At 60.0% G+C, this 16,494-nt stretch carries 17 protein-coding genes; 7 read left to right on the forward strand and 10 right to left on the reverse strand.

What is annotated here, in order from left to right:
- Positions 1–23: 23 nt before the first annotated feature.
- A complete protein-coding gene (locus U5G49_RS29095) occupies positions 24–1,550 on the forward strand; it encodes a phospholipase D-like domain-containing protein (protein ID WP_193442807.1) in 1,527 nt (508 codons plus the stop codon).
- Here the strand turns inward: U5G49_RS29095 and U5G49_RS29100 are convergent.
- A complete protein-coding gene (locus U5G49_RS29100; RefSeq protein ID WP_193442805.1) occupies positions 1,497–2,459 on the reverse strand; it encodes a lysylphosphatidylglycerol synthase domain-containing protein in 963 nt (320 codons plus the stop codon). The genes U5G49_RS29095 and U5G49_RS29100 overlap by 54 nt on opposite strands.
- Before the next feature lie 123 nt (positions 2,460–2,582).
- Between U5G49_RS29100 and U5G49_RS29105 the strand changes: the two genes are divergently transcribed.
- Positions 2,583–3,311, forward strand: coding sequence for an endonuclease/exonuclease/phosphatase family protein (locus U5G49_RS29105; RefSeq protein WP_018444985.1), 729 nt, complete (start codon positions 2,583–2,585; stop codon positions 3,309–3,311).
- 23 nt (positions 3,312–3,334) lie between these two features.
- Here U5G49_RS29105 and U5G49_RS29110 read toward each other — a convergent pair whose 3' ends face one another.
- Positions 3,335–3,841: a hypothetical protein gene (locus tag U5G49_RS29110; protein ID WP_130729603.1), complete on the reverse strand. Its 507-nt coding sequence runs from the start codon at positions 3,839–3,841 to the stop codon at positions 3,335–3,337.
- Between the two features lie 424 nt (positions 3,842–4,265).
- Here U5G49_RS29110 and U5G49_RS29115 point away from each other — a divergent pair, with 424 nt between their 5' ends.
- Positions 4,266–6,773, forward strand: coding sequence for a methyl-accepting chemotaxis protein (locus tag U5G49_RS29115; protein WP_130729602.1), 2,508 nt, complete (start codon positions 4,266–4,268; stop codon positions 6,771–6,773).
- 47 nt (positions 6,774–6,820) lie between these two features.
- Here the strand turns inward: U5G49_RS29115 and U5G49_RS29120 are convergent, their stop codons facing one another.
- From U5G49_RS29120 to U5G49_RS29130, 3 genes are all read right to left on the reverse strand, one after another.
- Entirely contained in the window at positions 6,821–7,957 is a 1,137-nt protein-coding gene (locus U5G49_RS29120; RefSeq protein WP_130729601.1) for an NAD(P)/FAD-dependent oxidoreductase, read from the reverse strand.
- 95 nt (positions 7,958–8,052) lie between these two features.
- Positions 8,053–9,591 (reverse strand): amino acid ABC transporter permease/ATP-binding protein, encoded by a 1,539-nt coding sequence (locus tag U5G49_RS29125; protein ID WP_130729600.1) that lies wholly within the window; start codon positions 9,589–9,591, stop codon positions 8,053–8,055.
- Between the two features lie 90 nt (positions 9,592–9,681).
- Positions 9,682–10,509 (reverse strand): ABC transporter substrate-binding protein, encoded by an 828-nt coding sequence (locus U5G49_RS29130; protein WP_018245873.1) that lies wholly within the window; start codon positions 10,507–10,509, stop codon positions 9,682–9,684.
- Positions 10,510–10,691: 182 nt separating this feature from the next.
- Between U5G49_RS29130 and U5G49_RS29135 the strand changes: the two genes are divergently transcribed.
- Positions 10,692–11,762 (forward strand): LacI family DNA-binding transcriptional regulator, encoded by a 1,071-nt coding sequence (locus tag U5G49_RS29135; protein WP_128411477.1) that lies wholly within the window; start codon positions 10,692–10,694, stop codon positions 11,760–11,762.
- 176 nt (positions 11,763–11,938) lie between these two features.
- Entirely contained in the window at positions 11,939–13,042 is a 1,104-nt protein-coding gene (locus U5G49_RS29140; RefSeq protein WP_193442803.1) for a helix-turn-helix transcriptional regulator, read from the forward strand.
- A 571-nt stretch (positions 13,043–13,613) separates the two neighbouring features.
- On the opposite strand, the gene U5G49_RS29145 is transcribed toward U5G49_RS29140, so the two are convergent.
- The 5 genes from U5G49_RS29145 to U5G49_RS29165 form a co-directional block, all read right to left on the reverse strand.
- On the reverse strand, positions 13,614–13,874 hold the full coding sequence (locus U5G49_RS29145; protein ID WP_193442801.1) for a hypothetical protein: 261 nt from the start codon (positions 13,872–13,874) through the stop codon (positions 13,614–13,616).
- 132 nt (positions 13,875–14,006) lie between these two features.
- A complete protein-coding gene (locus U5G49_RS29150) occupies positions 14,007–14,237 on the reverse strand; it encodes a hypothetical protein (protein ID WP_026188714.1) in 231 nt (76 codons plus the stop codon).
- Between the two features lie 124 nt (positions 14,238–14,361).
- Complete coding sequence (locus tag U5G49_RS29155) at positions 14,362–14,610, reverse strand: hypothetical protein (protein ID WP_047620680.1); 249 nt, start codon at positions 14,608–14,610, stop codon at positions 14,362–14,364.
- 66 nt (positions 14,611–14,676) lie between these two features.
- Positions 14,677–15,084: a hypothetical protein gene (locus U5G49_RS29160; RefSeq protein ID WP_113542798.1), complete on the reverse strand. Its 408-nt coding sequence runs from the start codon at positions 15,082–15,084 to the stop codon at positions 14,677–14,679.
- Between the two features lie 127 nt (positions 15,085–15,211).
- Positions 15,212–15,502: a hypothetical protein gene (locus U5G49_RS29165; protein WP_112907150.1), complete on the reverse strand. Its 291-nt coding sequence runs from the start codon at positions 15,500–15,502 to the stop codon at positions 15,212–15,214.
- Between the two features lie 306 nt (positions 15,503–15,808).
- Here U5G49_RS29165 and U5G49_RS29170 point away from each other — a divergent pair, with 306 nt between their 5' ends.
- Together U5G49_RS29170 and U5G49_RS29175 are read left to right on the forward strand one after the other, a co-directional pair.
- Positions 15,809–15,985, forward strand: a complete 177-nt coding sequence (locus tag U5G49_RS29170) for a DUF5086 family protein (protein ID WP_245368994.1) — start codon at positions 15,809–15,811, stop codon at positions 15,983–15,985.
- A 146-nt stretch (positions 15,986–16,131) separates the two neighbouring features.
- Entirely contained in the window at positions 16,132–16,488 is a 357-nt protein-coding gene (locus U5G49_RS29175) for a hypothetical protein (RefSeq protein ID WP_193442799.1), read from the forward strand.
- Positions 16,489–16,494: the final 6 nt, after the last annotated feature.

The raw sequence follows: 16,494 nt of genomic DNA on the forward strand, positions 1-16,494 counted from the left end.
TCCAGTTAGAGGCCGAGGCAATCATGACGACATTCGAAACCATCTTCAATAACCCGAGCTTGCCCCAGACAAAATCACAACGGCCGGGCGACCGCCAAGAACAGGAGGGCAGCGCCTTGCGCCTGAAAGGGAGTGCTGCCAAGGCGGCCTTCCTGATCAACGGCAACAGCTATTTCGCCGAGCTGGCGCGCACGTTGCGGCAGGCGCGGCGCACCATCTGGATCGTCGGGTGGGATTTCAATCCGAACATCCGGTTGGAACCCGAGAAGTCCGACGAAACGCTGGCCGACCTGTTGCATGCCCTGGCAGGGGTAAATCCGGAGCTCGAAATACGCATCCTCATCTGGGCGCTCGGCCCCGTCTATTCTGACAAGTCCCTGCGGGTGCTGCGGAAGAAAAACTTTCCCAGAAATGCGCGGATCGATTTACGCTTCGAGCCTCAGCCAACATTGCGCGGTTGTCACCATCAGAAACTCGTCTGTGTCGACGATGCCGTCGCCTTCATCGGCGGCATAGACCTGACGTCGCGCCGGTGGGACACCTGGCTCCACCGCGCCAAGGATAAATTGCGACGTGACCCCAAGGGCGTTTCCTACGATCCGCTGCATGACGTTCAGGCAATGGTCACCGGCGACGCCGCAAGGCTGATCGGCGATATCGTCAGGCAGCGCTGGGAAAACGCTACCGGCGAAAACCACCTGTCGTTGGCCGAAGACGTCCCTTTCGCCTGGCCGGAGGATCTCGCCGTTTCGATGAGGGAGATCGCGGTCAGCTTCGCGCTGACGGAGCCGTCGACCGCACTTCACCCCGGCATCAGCGACGGCATCGCCATGACATTGGACGTCATCGCCCGGGTTCGGCGGCAGCTTTACATCGAGGCGCAATATCTCGCCTCCTTCCGCGTCGCCGACGCCATTGCCGCGCGACTGCAGGAGGAAGACGGGCCTGAAGTCGTCATCATCTGCACGCGCAGCTCTCACGGGCTGATCGAAAAGCTTGTCATGGGCGGCAATCGCGACCGGGTCATTCGCCGCCTGAAACGCGCCGATCGTGCGGACCGCCTGCGCGTCTATTATGCCGTCGTGCCCGGGCCAATCGTACCCGAGCCAGTCCCGCCTGGAGAGAATGGCGAGGTCGAGGTGCTCGTCCATTCCAAACTGATGATCGCAGATGACGAGCTGGTCCGCATCGGCTCCTCCAACCTCAACAATCGCTCGGAAGGACTGGATTGCGAATGCGACATGCTGTTCGAGGCCGGCAACAACGAGCATCGCCGCGCGATCGCGGATCTGCGCAATCGCCTGCTTTCGGAATATCTCGGAACCACCCCGGAAAGCTTTGCCGCAGCCTTTATGCAAAGCGGCTCGTTGATCGAGGCGGTCGACGCGCTCAATGACGGACCTCGGGGCTTGCGGGAATTCACCGTCGAGCTGCCGGGCAGCACTTCGCCGATTTCAGGCACCGCGCTCTTCGACCCGGTTCGACCCTTCGCCCCTCTAGACCGACTGGGCCTCGGCGCGCTCGTCCGCCTCCTCATCCGCCCCGCGTGATCTCCAGCGGAAGATCACCTCGCTGATGACGAGAAGCGTTGTGCCGAGCACCAGCGGAATGAAGAAATAGGCACAGCGGAAGGCAATCAGCGCGCCGATCGAGGCCTCCTTCGGCACGGCATAGGAGACGGTTGCCTCGAGCACGCCCAGACCGCCCGGAACATGCGTTGCAAGGATTGCCGAATTGGCGAGGACGTAAGCCGTCACCGACCTGCAGAAGGCGACGTCGCCGAAGGCAGAGAGCATCTGGTGCAGACAGGCCGACACGAGCATGAAGTTGACCGTCCCGACCCCGACCTGCGCGACCGCGATCGAAAATCGCGGCAGCTGAAACGACCAGCGCCACAGCCGCAACGTGCCGCGGATGAAGAACGCCAGGCCCGAATAGAGGACCGGCACAACCAGCGCCAGCGCACCGAAGATGCGGACGCTTGCCGGATCGATGCGCAGCAGGCGTCCGGTATCGCCGGGATTGACGATCATCGCAAGACCACCCAGCGTAATCAGCCCGAGCCCCACCGTGACACCGCAAAACAGGATGATCTTCGCCACGTCCTCCGCCGTCAGCCCCCAGCGCGAATAAAAACGATAACGGAAGGCGCCGCTGCTCAGCCCGGCAAAGCCGATATTGTGGCCGAGCGAGAGGCTGATGAAGGACGCCAGCGCAATCCTGGAATAGGGCAAGGATTTGCCGAGCGAACGGATCGCCAGGAGATCGAAACAGCCGAGGCACAGATAGGATGCCGCCGCGAAGAGCAGTGCTGTGCAAAAGGTCGAAAGAGGTATGCTGCGGACCGATTGGACGATCTCTCCCAGACTATACTGCTCGAAGATCCGATAGAGGAGAAAGACCGCGAGACAAAGGGCGGCAACGAGCAGTCCATTCCATATTATGCTTTTCAAGCTCATCGATTGTCCATTTCCGAGATGCGAGCGCCACGGCTCGATCATCTGGAACGATCAAACGAGTTCTGTGTTCCCCCGGAGAACAAGTTCTATGTTCCCCCGGGGGAACGAGCTTTCAGCGGGCCTATGCCGGATAAATCAATCAGACTCCTGACCTATAACGTCCACAGTTGCATCGGCAGTGACCGGAAGCTCGATCCCGGCCGCATCGCTTCCGTCATCGCTGAAGCTGAGGCCGATATCGTCGCGCTTCAGGAGGTCGATGTCCTCAGGCGCAGGACCGGCGGCGTCGACCAGGCCCACGCGATCGCCTCGCTTCTGAAGATGCAGGCGCATTTCCATCCGGCCCTGTCGATTGCCGAGGAGCAGTATGGCGATGCGATCATCACCTCGCTGCCGACAGGCGCGGTCAAGGCCGGCCCGCTGCCGTCCATCGGCGAACAGCGCGGCGCCTTATCCGTCGAAATACTGGTCGGCGACAGAAAACTGCTGGTCGTCAACACCCATCTCGGACTTCGCGGCCGCGAGCGCGTCCGGCAGATGACGACGCTGCTGAACTCGGGCTGGCTGCGCGGCACGGCGGACCAGCCTCTTCCCACCATTCTCTGCGGCGATTTCAACGCCATTCCGTCATCAGCGACTTACCGACTTGCCACCCGGTCATTGAAGGACGCCCAGCTCGCAGGCGGCGCCGCGGCAAGAGCGACCTTTCCCTCCCGTTACCCGCTGATGCGCCTCGACCACATCTTCGTCAGCGACGATCTCATCGTCAAGCAAGCGGCGGTCCTGCAAAACCGCCTGACAAGGGTTGCCTCTGACCACCTCCCTCTATTTGCCGAAATCGGCTTCGCCTGATCAGTCATTGCTGCTGACGATTTTCACCGGGCGAACTTTCGGTTCATCGCCGCCGCCACCAACGGCAACGCCGTCGTCGCCACGGCACCCAGAGGCAGTCGCCTGATGCCCCTCGTGACGACGAAGGTCGCCGCCATTGCGGCTGCCAGCTTGAGCCAGGGCTGATTGCCGAGCTGCGCATGAGCACTTGCATCGGCCCATCGGACGTTCTCCGTAACGACGGTCGCGGCCTGATGTTGGATCACGTGAAGACGAGCGCGAAGGTTTTCGATCTCTTCTCTCAGTTCTCGCAGCCGGCCTTCGAGGGCATGACCATCGGAGACCAGGAGAGGTTCCTCGACGGTGCCTTCAACCCGGGCATGACCACCGAGCGTGGCAATATACGCCCGATACTCGGCCTCGCTAGCGAAACCCTCGCGTCTGATGAGATCAGGGTTGATGTTCGCCTCTTCGAAGGAGGCCGGTGCGGTTTCCACACCGTCGCGCACACCCTTGTCTGTGCCGATGTCCCCGCGTTCGTCCTTGAACATGATGCGTCTCCAGTTGTTCCTGGCGATAGAACGCCCGACGGCTCAGAAGGATGCATCGGCTGCCCGCCCTCGGGCTGGACAAAATGCTGGTTTCGGCGAATATTGAAACGAATATTTCACGAGTCGTGCAGTATGAAATATTTATTCCACTGATGCGTCATGCGTCCGGCAGGGATTATGTGCAGAGCCGGTTCGAGGGGACTGGTATCTTCACCCGAGATTGATTGTTCTGCTTCAAGCCATTTCCTTCCGACGGATATAGGAATTTCGGAAGGTCAAGAGGAAGGGGCGAGCAGCCGTTGGTTGCGAGCAAACCGGTGGCTGCCGCCTCAGGCGGAAGGAGGATTTCACTCGAAGGGAGGCGATCTGCAACAGCCCTGCGCCAAGGCGCCGCAACGAGACGCTGTGAGCCGAGGAGGGACTCATGTTGGGAAGGCTGTTGTCACGTGTTCGCATCCAGACGCAGGTGATGGTGTTCATCGTTCCCTTCGTCTTCAGCATCATGGCCGTGGGCGCGACCGGTTTTTATGCGTCGAGCTTGCTTCAGGGGCGGATGGATATTTCCAATTCCGTTCTGCAGTCGCTGAGCGGATTTCGCGATTTGTCGGCCGCGATGGGCGAATTCCTCGCCAATGCCACGCAAGAAAACCGCGATGTTGTCACCCGCAAACTTGCCGATCAGCGCGTTCTTCTGAAATCCGGCATCGATAGGCTCACCGCGGATCGCAGCGGTCAGCAGGAGCTGGAGCAAGCGCTGTCTTCCATCGACGGAATTTCGGCCCGCATGGATACACTGTGGCAACTTCAGGAAACTCGGTCGGCGCTCTTTACCGATCTCCAGAAGGCGCAGAGCATCGTCGTGTCGTCCCAGACGGATATCGTTGAAGGCTCCAAGGTCCTCCAGCGCGCCGCCGACATGGAGGAAGATGAAGCCCGCAATACACTGGGCGATGCACAGCGCATTTCGGACTTCGCCTCCTTCGCCCAATCGCTAAACGACAAGGCTCAAGCCGCCGCCCCTATCGGCGGCCCCGATATGGAGGAACTCGCCCGGCAGCAGCGCATCGTGGGAATGGCGCTTGGCGGCGAGGCACCGGAAGCCAAAAAGGGGATTGACGATGCCATTGCTTCGTTGAAGCCGCTTGTCGAAGCCTCCAGCCAGACCGAGGAGCGTACAGCCGGTCTCAGGAATGCGACGAGCCATATCGTCGGCAGGCTGCCCGAATTGCAGGAGGTCGCCTCACGGCGCGTGAAGGCGGTAACGGATAAGGCGGCCGAGACCGCCAAAACGGTCGAGCGCGCCAAAACCAGCCAGAGAGACGGCCAGAAACTCACCACCTCGGCTTACGTGATTCAGATCGTTATGGCGAAACTGACCTTGGCGCCGACGGACGCCAATCTCCAGCGGCTTTCGCAGGAAATCGCGGCTGTCAGAAAGGGCCTGGACACGCTGATTTCCAATGCCGGCGGTGTCGCGCAGTTCGATAATCTCAAAGCCAAGCTTCTGCCGGCGCTGGACAAAATGCAGAAGGCTGCCACCGACCTCGTTCGCATCAGCGCGCAGCGCCAGGACGAATTCCATTTGGCCGCGGCCGACGTGGACCGGATGTGGTCTCAGTTGACGGCATTCGCCGAAATGCAGCGGCAGAATGCTGCTGAGGAACGCGCGGATGCTAATTCGATGTCCCTGGGAACGACGATCCTCGGCGTGGTGATCGCAATCCTCGCAGGCGTCGGGCTGACCGTTACGCTCAAGGGGCCGATCAATCAGATCACCTCGGCTATGAGGCGGCTGGCGGACGGCAAACTCGAAACATCCATCGTCGGTGACAGCCGAGCCGATGAAATCGGCGATATGGCCCGCGCCCTGGGCGTATTCAAGAATAATGCCATCGCCAAAGTCGAGATCGAGGAGCGTAGCGAGGTCGAGCGATCGAGGGCCGAGGAGGAGCGGCATCGCAATGATGAAGAAAAACGCACGGTCGAAGAGCAGATAGACTTCGCGGTTACGGCGCTGGCGGAAGGTCTCGGACGTCTGGCACGGGGCGACATTTCTCAGACGATCGCAACCCCCTTCTTCGGCCGATTGGAGCAGCTTCGGAACGATTTCAACTCGTCGCTCCTCCGGCTGCAAGAAACGATCGACCAGATCCGCACCAACACCCGGATGATCGAAGGGAACGCCGGTCAGATGGATCTTGCCGCAAACGATCTTGCGCGGCGCACCGAACAACAGGCCGTCGCACTCGAAGAGATAGCCGCAGCTATCGAAGAGATCACTACTACGGTTCGTTCGTCGGCGGCCTGCGCCGATGATGCCCACCAGATCATCACGGACACCAAACAGGTGGCCGATTCGTCATCCCAGGTCGTTGCAAGCGCCATCGACGCGATGGGCAAGATCGAAGCGGCATCCGACGAGATCGTCCAAATCATCGGCGTCATCGATGAAATCGCGTTCCAAACGAACCTACTTGCCCTGAACGCCGGCATCGAAGCGGCCCGCGCCGGCGAGGCCGGAAAAGGCTTTGCGGTCGTGGCCCAGGAAGTGCGCGATCTGGCTCAACGCTCCGCGGAGGCCGGCCAAAGGATCAAACAGCTCATCGGACGTTCGCAGACGGAGATTACCAACGGAGCGCGTGTCGTCCGCGAGACGAGCGAAGTCCTCGAAAGTATTTCGGCGAAAGTGGTCACCGCCTCCGAGCAGATGGACGTGATCGCTCGCTCGAGCAGAGAGCAGTACAACGCCCTCCATGAAGTGAATTCTTCCGTCAACAGGATGGACCAGATGACGCAGCAGAATGCTGCCATGGTCGAGGAAACCAGCGCGGCGACGAAGGAACTTGCCGACGAGACGAGGATACTCCTCCAGTTGATCGATCAGTTCCAATTGGAGCAAACGGGGGCGCTTCGTCGAACCGCCGCGGCATAGAACGGTCATCCGCTTGGCGAGCGGCTCAAGTTTCCGCATCGCGACCTTCACCGTCGCGACGCGCTGAAACGCTCCGGCCGAAAGTCCGCCAGCAGTGGATGGCGGCGTCCAGTAATGATCTCATCCGCCAGCAGTTCGCCGGCAATCAGGCCGAGGGTGGCACCGCTATGGCTGAAGGCAACGAAATAACCAGGGATTGACGGCAACTCGCCGAAGACCGGCTCACCATCGCCCGGAATGGGCTTCGGGCCGACCCCATAATCTTCGATCTCCAGTTGCGGATTGCCTTCGAGAACCCTTGAGGCCTCGCGCAGCAGCCCCTCCAGCGTCGATTGCCTTACTTCGTAGCTGCCATCGGGTTTCACGCTCACTTCTTCCTCGGACCAGGCGGAATCGAGCGCGAAGCCGCCGCCGGGCGTCGGACGGATGGCAATGCGAGGTGTGTTGAGCACAGCCTTCAGCGGATGGCGGATTGCCTTGGTCCGGACGAGAAGGGCGACAGGCGTTGCATCGCCGATATGCTGGCCGACCTCAGCCACGATCGCGGGAACGTCACCGCCCGCAGCAAGCAGCACGGCATCCGCATCGCGGCGCATGCCGTCGGCCGTGATCACGCCACGGGCACGCCCGCCTTCGATATCGACCGTCGCGCGACCGGCGTCCGTGACGATCTCGCCGCCCAGCGTGCGGAATTCTTCCGTAAGCGTGCCGATCAAGGACGGAAGATCGACCCAGCCCTCCCCGGGATTGAAGATCGCGCCTTGCGGCGTCACGGCGCTTGCGTCGACACCCGGCGTCGTCGCGGCAATCCTTGCCGGGGCGAGCCATTGCGCGTGATAGCCGAGATCGCGCTCATAGTCGAAGATCTCGGCGATCTCGTTGCTACCATCGTCCGCATCCCAGGTCAGGCCGCCGTCGAAGCGCAGCCACGGCGCATTAGGATATCGGGCGGCCAGCGTGCGATACCGATCTATGCCGGCCAGACGCAGCCGGTGATAGGCATCGGCGCGTTTACGCGCCGAGTTGAGCCAGGCAAGCGAACGGCCGGAGGCGCCGTTGGCAAGCGGACCGTCGTTAATGAGCACGGTGCGGACCCCGAGCCGCGCCAGATGGACTGATGTCGAGACGCCAAAGATCCCGCCACCGATGACGGCGACCTTCAAGGGCTTGGTGGAAGCATTCATGTCGATAACCTTGTTTTCTGCTCTTGCTACAGCGGGTGAAATCCGGCGCAGCCGGTGTGAGGACGACCGGGGCACCATGCGTTGCCTCGGGCGCTTCAGAGAACTTCCGCAAGGAAGCGCTTCAGCCGCTCGCTTCGGGGATTGTCGAAGATCTGCTTCGGGCAGCCGGCCTCGACGATGCGGCCCTCATCCATGAAGACGACCTGGTCGGCCACCCTGCGCGCAAATCCCATCTCATGCGTCACCACGGCCATCGTCATGCCCTGGCGGCCGAGGGCGGCCATCAGGTCGAGCACGCCCTTCACCAGTTCGGGATCGAGCGCACTCGTCACTTCGTCAAACAGCATGACCTCCGGATCCATGGCCAGCGCGCGTGCGATGGCAACGCGCTGTTGTTGCCCACCCGACAGACCTGCGGGCCGATGATCCTTACGCCCTGCAAGACCGACATCGGCCAGACGTGCCTCGGCGATGCGCCGCGCCTCCTGCCTCGGCATCTTCTTAATCTTGGTCAGCGAAAGCATGACGTTCTCGAGTGCCGTGTGGTCGGGAAACAGGTTGAAGTGCTGGAACACCATCCCCACCCGCCGGCGCAGCCTCTCCGGCTTCATCGCCAGGATGCTCTCGCCATCGAGCAGGATGTCACCACCCTTCGGTTCGACAAGCCTGTTCATGCAGCGCAGCAGCGTCGATTTGCCCGAGCCGGAAGGGCCGATGATGCAGGTGACGGTACCGGCGGCGACGTCGAGATCGACCCCCTTCAGCACGTCGAGATCGCCATAGGCCATGGTGAGGTCCCGGATGTTCAGGGCGCCGCCTTTGAAGCGCGGCGTACTCTCCTCCGCCGCCTTGACTGTGGGACCTGGGCCGGCGGCGGCCTGCAACTCGCTCACCTCGATCAATCCGCTCGCAGCACCCGAGCCGCGACCTTGTTTTCCGAGCCGCAGTCTCGCATCGATATAATTGACGAAGTGGGTCAGCGGCACCGTGATGACGAGGTAGAAGACGCCCGCCAGCAACAAGGGCGAAAGATTGCCCGTGACGACAGCCTGATCCTGCCCGACACGGAATATCTCCCGCTCGGAGGCGAGCAATCCCAGGAAGTAGACAAGGCTGGAATCCTTGACGTTTCCGATGAATTGATTGACCAGCGCCGGCAGAACGCGCCTGATGCCTTGCGGGATGACGATCAGGCGCATGCCCTGCCCGTGGCTCATGCTGAGCGCCCGGCAGGCTTCCATCTGGCCGCGCTCGACGCTTTGAATGCCCGATCGGAAGATTTCGCCGATATAGGCTCCGGCAATCAGGCTGAGCGCCAGGATGCCGAGCGGAAATGGCGATGGACCGAAGATCTCACGCCCGATCCGGGCAAAACCCTGGCCGATGATCAGGATCGTGACGATCGCCGGCAGCCCGCGGAAAACATCGGTGTAGATGCGTGCTGGCAGCCGCAGCCAGCGTGACTGCGAGATGCCCATCACGGCGAGAGTCATGCCGATGACGACACCGAGTACGGTCGAGGCGGCGGCCAGGATCAGCGTATTCTTCAGGCCGACGCTGATCATGCTCGGCAGAACTTCCGCCATGGCATCCCAGTCCAGGAAGCTGCGGCGCAGATTTTCAAGCCAGTTCATTCAGATCCCCATGAATTCTTACCCGGCGCCGACGCCGCCGTCCGGCAGAGCCCTGGTAAGCCGCCCGCCATGAGCGGGCGGCTTGCGGCGTCACTTCTTGGGAAGATACTGTTCCGGCATCGGTGAGCCGGGGAACCATTTTTCATAAAGAGTCTTCCAGGTGCCGTCCTGCATCGCATCGTGAAGCGCGCCGTCCAACGCCGTGCGAAAGGCATCATTTCCCTTTCGGACCACGAAGCCAGCAGGCGCATCGAAGGACGGGATATTCACGGCAACCTTCAGAGCGGGATAGCGCTCGCCATATTGCTTGGCGGCCTCGTAGTCGAGAAAATGCGCATCGACCGTCCCGTTGTTGAGCGCGGCCACGGCAGAATTGTTGTCGGGGAATTTCACCAGATCAGTCCCCCCGAAATTCTTGGCTGCATAGACTTCCTGCAAGGTCCCCTGCACGACGCCGAGACGCTTGCCCTTGAGGCCATCGGCATCCTTGATACCGGCATCCGGGGTCAGGACGGAGAGATAACCGGCAAGATAGCCGTCGGAAAAATCGACAGTCTTCTTGCGGGCTTCGGTTGTCCCGATCGCCGCAACGGCAACGTCGAACCGTTCGTTTGCGACCGACGGCAGGAGTGCTGAAAATTCCTGGCCCGTGAACGTCACCTTGTCTTTTTGAAAGCCGAGGCGGGAGACGACGTTGAGAAACAGCTCGATATCGAAACCGGTGAACTGGCCGTCCGCCGTCGCAAACGTATAGGGCTTGGAATCGCCCATCGTGCCGACGCTGATCACCCCGGGCTCGATGAGGTTATAGGGATTGTCGGCGGCGGCCGCAGAACCTGCGCCCATCGCAAGAAGGCATGTCAAAAGGCCGGCCCGCAATGGGGCGAGGGTGGCCACGAATGATTCAAAAGGCTTCATGTTCGTTCTCCGCTCTGAAAGGAATGCTCTTGTCGGCATCGTCGGGTCGCCCTGCCCCACCGCGCATTGCGATAGAGATTTCTGGACAAGATACCGGTCTCCTGTAGAAAGAGACCGGTCTCACAACATATTTGATATCCGTCAATTGACCGGTCGTCAACAACTCTTGTAGTCCTCGGCTCATGGAAGATTCCGCTCATTCGAAACGTGCAGTCACGGTCGCCGACGTCGCGAAGGCCGCAAAGGTCTCGAAGGCGACGGCCGCCCGTGTGCTCGGCGGCTACGGCGTGGTCAGCGCCAAGATCACAGATCAGGTCATGGCGGCGGCGGCCGCCCTCGAATACCGCCCGAACGAGCTCGCCCGGAGCATGAGCACCGGAAGGTCCGGCATCATCGGGGTCGTGGTCGGCGATATCGAGAACGCTTTCTTCAGTCTGGCGGTACGCGGCATCAGCGACGCGGCCCGTCTTGCTGGATTCAACGTCATCATCGCGAATTCGGGCGAAGAGCTCGATGCGGAAAAATCGGCCGTCGACCTCCTGATCGGCAAACGTGTCGATGGCCTGATCGTCACGCCAGCCCGCTGCGACAGCATCGAACATCTGCAGCACGTCCGCCGCGCCGGCGTGCCGCTGGTCCTGTTCGACCGGGCTATCCCGGAACTCGATGTCGACGCCGTGACCGGCGACGACCGGGATGCGGCCATCACCGCGACCCGCTATCTGATCGGGCAAGGACATCGCCGCCTCGCCTACGTCTCTGCCATGGATGCCGAGGATGGTGGGCTCACCGATATCGGGCGGATCTCGAATTCCGCCGTCCGCGAACGCGTGGAGGGTTTTGTCAGCGTCCTGACCGAGGCGGGTTTGCCGAACCCTCTTCATTATATCAGGCTCGGCGCCACGAACCAGCAACAGACGGACAGCGTGATCAAACGCCTGCTCTCGGAGGGATCGCCGCCAACGGCACTGCTGGCTTCAGACAGCCTCGTCGGCTTGCGCATCTTCAAGTCGCTGCAGTCGCTTGGCCTGTCGATCCCCAAGGACGTCTCGATGATTTCGTTTCTCGACGCCGACTGGACCAGCGTTACCGTTCCGCCGATCACCATCGTCGACCAACGCGTCTATGAGATGGGCAAGCTCGCCGGCGAGCGGCTCATCGCCCGCATCGAACGCGCCCCGCTTGCCGTCGAACGCCTGCGCGTCAGCACGAGCCTCGTCGTGCGCGGCTCCGTCGCAACTATCGACCGGTGAGAACTATGGAGTTGGCCATACCTGCATCGCTTGCGAAGCAGCGAGTAGTACCGCATTGCGATTGGTCACGAATGCCCATGGCCGCCGATTTGATATTACATGGGGTTGCTGTTGTCTTTGCCTGAGCAACGTTATTTAATACCGGAAATACTCGCTGTGGGATTTTCAGAAAGATCATGCTCCAGTCAAAAGACGCTTCATCTGAGCTGATAGATTTGATCTATGGAAGTCTATTCGGTGAGTGCGATTGGCAGGATTTTCTGGATCGCGTGGCGCAAACTTCGCCAAATGGAAAGGCCGCCCTCCATTACCACGATCTGGCCTCGCCTGTGGCCCATGTTCCTTACGTATCGGGGTTCTCGAGGACCGAGGTCGACCAATTCAGCAGCCACTTTGCCGCAGTGAACCCCTGGATTCCGAGATTGAGCTTTGTGCCCGTCGGTCAGGGTGTCTGCGGAGACGAAATCTTTCCACGCGAGGACTTGCTCAAATCGGAATTCTACAATGATTGGCTGAAGGGACAGGCCCAATGCGAGACGAGCATTGGTGTCTCCATCATTCGGGAGGAAACCCGCACCTTCGTCCTATCGACCTGCACGTCGTCAGCAGACCCCGATTTCAACAAAGAAGCAGCCGGGCGCTACACGATACTCGCTCCCCATTTGAAAAGGGCTTTCGATTTCATCCGGAAGCGCGATCTGCTCGCCCCGGAAAGACAGACAACGCAAACGCTGTTTGATAGCATCGGCGTCGGACTGATCTACGTTTCGGAGCATGGGCGAGCACGCCAATGGAATAAGAGCGCAGAAGCCTTAATGGCGGCTGGCTTTCCTATGCATGTCGCCCCAAGCGGCAAGCTCGAACTTCAATGCGAGAAGTCGACTGCCGTTCTCGATTTCCTGACTTCCAGAAAGGGTGTGCAAACAACGCCGCATACGGCGATCGCAAAGGGGAAGGACAAGGCTAGTTATCGCATCACACTCCTTCGGCTCCAGTCCGATGCATTCACCGAGTTCTTGGAGGGGCCGACCGTGGCCGTCATTGTCGAGCCGATGGTGGCCACGCCACTCAATGAGCGGCGAGACTTCTTAATGGAAGCCTACAAACTGACTGCGACGGAGATTCGGATCGCCTCAAGCATTGCCTCCGGCCATTCTCCAAAGGAGGTGGCCATAGCCGACCACATCAGCTACGAAACGGTCAGAACCCACCTCAGAAACATCTATTCCAAGCTCGGGGTAAACTCCCGGGTTGGTTTGGTCGCGCTGCTCATGCGCTGACGATAGACTTCCAATTCGTCTCCCTACCGCCCGCATGGCTCATATTGCGAACGGGTTAATACGACCTAGCTAGTCTGGAACACGGCTAGTGTTACCGTGGGCCTATACCGCAAAGCTCGAACCCGCAGCCCAGTAGAACCACCTGGGCTTCACTCGCCGTAGATGGCAATTCCAATGGTGGCAGTGGCGACGTAAACGCAGAATCCAACGGCTACCCCAGCAAAAACCCCAGCAGCCAAGCTCGTCCTTTTGGTGATAACGATTGCGGCAGCTAGTGGTCCAAGCAGCAAACCGAGCGCTTGCACAACACCTAGCGCTCCATAGTTCATATTGGGAACTGACTGCTGGACAACATAAATCCAGACGAATATGCCGCCGAAGACGATTAAGCCTGCACAGGCTCCCAAAATCCAGCCATGCCGTCTCCACACATTCCGTAATTCCCAAAGAGCGGGAGGCAGCGCAAACGCCCACGGTATAAGATCAGTTATTGTCCACATTTACGAAACTTCACAAGTTTCTAGTCTGTGAACTAACCGTTCGAAGACGTGGCCTGGGAACACCGTCTACACTAGTCATAGAGCTCGCCGTGACCAATCTGCTCCCTGGCAGGCGCATCGCTGATTGAGGGGTCGTCGGCCGGATCGGGCTCTCTCTTGTTGGCATCGCTCAGAAACTGCGCGGCCTTAAGGAGTGCCGCGGTTATCTCCTCGGTGCCCCATCCGGCTTCATTGGCGGCTGCAATCAGCCTTTCCAAAGCGTCGCGCGCGGCTACGGTCGCCTCTTCGAAGCGCTGCGCGGGAGATTCGGTCTTCGGCGGTGGAAAGGTCATCGGCGTTCCCTCCATAGGTCCGGCTATTGTGGATGAACGCGGCCCAGCGGAAATGGATGCACGACCATGCTGATTTAACAAACCGATGCCCTGCCCCGCCATACCGGCAACGACTGGCGACGTCTTTCCGCCTCAGATGACCGTCTTCAACAGAAACGGAGAGCGCTCCAACGGACGCTGGGCGAGGATTCTCAGCATCGCCGGGCCTTGTATGCCGGAAGTCGTGCAAGAGTGGCCGTCGTGATAGACCACCGTCATGACGCGGCTCAGACTATCGTATCTGATCTCTGCGATCGTCCGGGTGTGAACCGGAAAGATGAATTCATGGGGTTGAGATTCCTCCCCCGAAGTGTTCAAGCTCATTGCGATGCCCCAACGAAAAAGCAATTTTGGCTCGACCCTGCCCTGGTCTGAGCCTAACTGCGCCAATCAAGCACATATTGCTGCGACGGTCGCGTGACATCAGCGTGACACGCAGAATCAGCCGTCAATGCAATGTCCTACGGATCTCGTGTGCGAGAGCGGTTTGCGACCAGCATTCAACCGTGCGCGCCAGCGATCGAACGGCTTCGTCCACATTGAAAACCACGTCCCCGAGGCGCTCGATCTCATAATCGAGCTCATAGACCTCGACTTCGTCGAGGTCGTCACTCTGCAGCAGTCGCCTCATTGCTTCGACGAGGCGCTCAGTGCGCCCAACGACATCAAGAGCGCTGCGTATGATGATATCCAACATGAATGTCCCTCGCTTCGATAACGAAGCGTCGGCCATAATCGTGACGCTGACAATCCTGAAATCTTGTCAGACGCGGCCTCGGATCGAGTCGTAGAGATCCCTCAACTCACGCAGTGCGGGTTGGGGCCGATGGCGCGGTAGTGCGGCGCGACGTCCGGCGAATGCGAGCGCGCCGGCGATCACCGCGACGAGGAGGAGCGTCGAGGCCGGGTAGAGCTTCACCGCCGCTTCCGTCTGACGCATTGCTTTCCCGGCACTTCCTTTTGCCGACCGGGCAGCATCGAGGACTTGTTGCTGAAGCGCGCCGATCTGCTTTCGCAGCACGCTCAGTTCTTCGCCCAGGTCATGATCAGGCTGCCGGGGAACGCCGACGGAGGCTGTGTTCGTATCGATGACGGCCTTCGGAACCGGCTCGCCGATCTTGGCTCCTCTGCTATCGAGGGTCGTCGTCTCAGTGCTCTTGCGGCGTGGCATGATCATTTCTCCTTCCTAGAACATGACGCCGAAAAATGTCAGCGATTTTCGGACGACATCATGCTCTAACTATCTAATTTAAAACAGGATTCAAACTTTAAGCCGAGCGGGCCTAAAATCATCCCGTCTAGTCGTCGTCGAGGGAGAAGACCGGCCGGTAGTGGCGCTCGGCGATCAGCAAGCTCCTGTCGGGCCGGATGATGTAGATCTCCTCAACCTGGCGTCCCCATTGATCTGTGAAATCATGCGGGAAGGAAGAACCCACGGGCGATTTCGTCAACTTCGTGCGAGGCTGGCCATTATACGTGATGCTGCCGGGAATGGGGGCCAGTCCCGCCGACGAATAACTGCCTGCGCTGGTCGTGCAGCCGGTCAGCACAACGGCAAAAACCAGCCCAAATCCTATGCTCCGCTTCATCGAGCCCTCCAGCTGCTTCGTCTTTCGCGCGGCACTCGTTTTCATCGTCAATGTAACAGGGGACGACAGACATTGTTCCAGAACATGCGAATAAGTCCTGGAGCTATCCTTCTGGCGTCGCAACCATTTTGGGCGCACCGGTCTTCGCGTGTGCCGGAGCGGTGGAACCACCAGATGTCTTCACCGTCATTCTCTCCGTCTCACCACGGACCGTTCGTTGGGCCACCGTCTAAAAGCATCCGGAGCCCGCCGATCACGATCCCTATTACCATGTCGAGCTGATCGTGAAGGAGCGACTTCTCCGCCATGCAATTCAAACGGCTTGCCGCACATGTTGTCGTAACGGCAGACGCTTTCGACAGGAGCCGCCTGAGACGAAAAGCCAGGACCTATTTTTACAAGGACATCGAATTCCGGATCGCCTACGGGCCTGGCGCGCGCAACCTGTCATGCGGCAGGAGGCCGGCGTTTGCCGCACGATAATTCTTGAATGCGTTGGCGCCGCTGGACAATATGCACCCATGAACGTCAGTGCATACTGAAAAGACGCGCGGCGCTGCAGGCGCGCGGATATGGTCACAGGAACGGGCCGCATCGACGCGGGAGTGTGAACAAAAGGAAGTTCGGCCATGTTGGCAAGACCGGCAGGATATGTAGGGGCTACAATCGCTGCTCTGTGGGCGGCCCGCCAAGTCGGCCGACTTTATTCCTTCACCGAACCGTTTGGTCCTGAGCTCCTGAATGTTGCGAGAAATCTCGGCATTTTTATTCTGCCGGCGTTCGTTCTGCTCCTGGCGGGGCCTTTCAGGATGTGGTTCGACAGGTTTGCTCCACTCTATCCTTTGGTGCTCGGAGCTGGAGTCCTCAACATCTATGTTCAAGACGATGCGCTGGCTGCCGGTCTGCCGCTGATCGTGCTCGTCTACCCCTTCCTGGTCATCTTTTCGCTCGCCTATTTGTTGCGCGGGCGAGTGTCGCAGGCATAGGGACAC

This window comes from Rhizobium indigoferae, assembly GCF_034554815.1.
Classification (GTDB): domain Bacteria; phylum Pseudomonadota; class Alphaproteobacteria; order Rhizobiales; family Rhizobiaceae; genus Rhizobium; species Rhizobium leguminosarum.